The sequence below is a fragment of the Actinosynnema sp. NPDC050801 genome (assembly GCF_040673975.1).
In the GTDB taxonomy this organism is placed as follows: domain Bacteria; phylum Actinomycetota; class Actinomycetes; order Mycobacteriales; family Pseudonocardiaceae; genus Actinosynnema.
This window is the reverse complement of record NZ_JBFAQZ010000060.1, coordinates 1-1503: the sequence shown is the minus strand read 5'-3', so window position 1 is coordinate 1503 and position 1503 is coordinate 1. Positions and strand designations below refer to the sequence as shown.

General features: G+C 69.8%; 1 protein-coding gene. It reads right to left on the bottom strand.

The annotated features are described in order from the left end of the window. Window positions 1-245 precede the first annotated feature (245 nt). Window positions 246-1466, bottom strand: coding sequence for an IS4 family transposase (locus tag AB0K14_RS40840; RefSeq protein ID WP_360466779.1), 1221 nt, complete (start codon window positions 1464-1466; stop codon window positions 246-248). Window positions 1467-1503: the final 37 nt, after the last annotated feature.

Genomic DNA, 1503 nt, shown 5'->3' with positions numbered 1-1503 from the left:
CAATACCGGTGACTTAGAGTGGTTTGCGCTGTTTGTTGGCGGAGGCGGTGCGGTAGTGCGGTGCGATCCGGACTGTCTCGGCGGGGTCGCGGGTGGGTTGTGGCCAGGTCCGGTGCCGGGTGCGTTTGAGTTTGTAGTTGGACATCTTGCGTTTGACCACGCGGGGGTTGCTGCGGAGTCGCCGTTGCGGCAGGAGTCGGGCCAGGATCTCGCGGACCCCGTCGAGCAGGGCCCGGGCTAATCGGTCAGGGGGAAAACGCGGCCTGGGCGGTGGTCTGGCGGCGGGCCAGGCGCAGGGTGCGGATGAACGAGAGCCGGTCGGGGTCGAGACCGGCGTCGGTGGCGGCGGTGTGCATCAGCGACCGGATCGCGTGGTGCACCAACAGGTGCGCCCAGACCTCCTGCTCGACCCCGTCGGGCGAGCGGGACCGCAGCACCTGCCCGGGACCGCGTTGGTGGGTCTTGAGCTCGTCCAGCGCGGTCTCGATCTCCCAGCGTTGGCAGTACAACGCCGCCAACTCCTTCGCCGGGGCCTTGCGGTGGTCCAGGATCGTGGTGATCAACCGATAGGGCGCGTCGTCGGCGGGGCGGGCGGGATCGTCCAGTGTGTACTCCACCACCCGCACCGTTACCGGATCGGCGCGGCGGTAGTGGTCCTCGGTGGCCACGATCTCGGACAGGTACGACCCGTCCGGCAGCTCCTCGCGCACGGGCAGCACGATGTTCGCCCGCACCCGCCACAACAGATCGGCTCCGTTCGCGCAGGCGGCCCGCCACAACGGCAGCCCGGCGAACCCGCGGTCCGCGATCAGCAGCTCACCCCGGCCCAGGCCGGGGAGCAGGTCCTGGGCGAGGGTGGCCTCGGCCTTGGTGATCGGGCCCAGGGTGGCCGCGACGATGGCATGGGTGCCACACTCGGCCACAGCCACCACCCGCACCTGCGGAAACGCCGCCCGATCACCTCGCGCGGCCGCACGTCCACTGCCCGGTCGGCCGAACCGCTCCACGTTCTCCGGAGTGTCGGGCGCGTCGAAGGTCGTGCCGTCGACGGCCAACACCCGCCAGGACCGATACCACGAACCACGCGTCGTCGGCTCCGCCAACGGCTTCGCGACCTGCTCGAACAACGCCTTCAACGGCGCCGGGCCCAGCTTGACCCGGGCCCGGGAGATCGCCGCCGTGGTCGGCACCCGCCACGGCCGCGACCACCGCGCCGCCCACGACAGACCCTCGGTCAACAACCGGGCCACCTCTTCATAACCCTGACCGGAGAACAAGCACATCGCCAACACGAAATAGACCACCACCCGCGGCGGCAACAGCCGGTCACGCTGCCCCTCCCGCCCGGCCTCGGCGATCACCCGATCCACCAACTCCGGCGGGAACGACCTGGTCAACAACCCGATCGCGATCCGATCCGACAACCGCGCATCTGTCTCAGGCTTGACCTGCCCAGGCCGTGGCATCCAGCACCTCCAGGACGCACAACCTACCCGATCAACC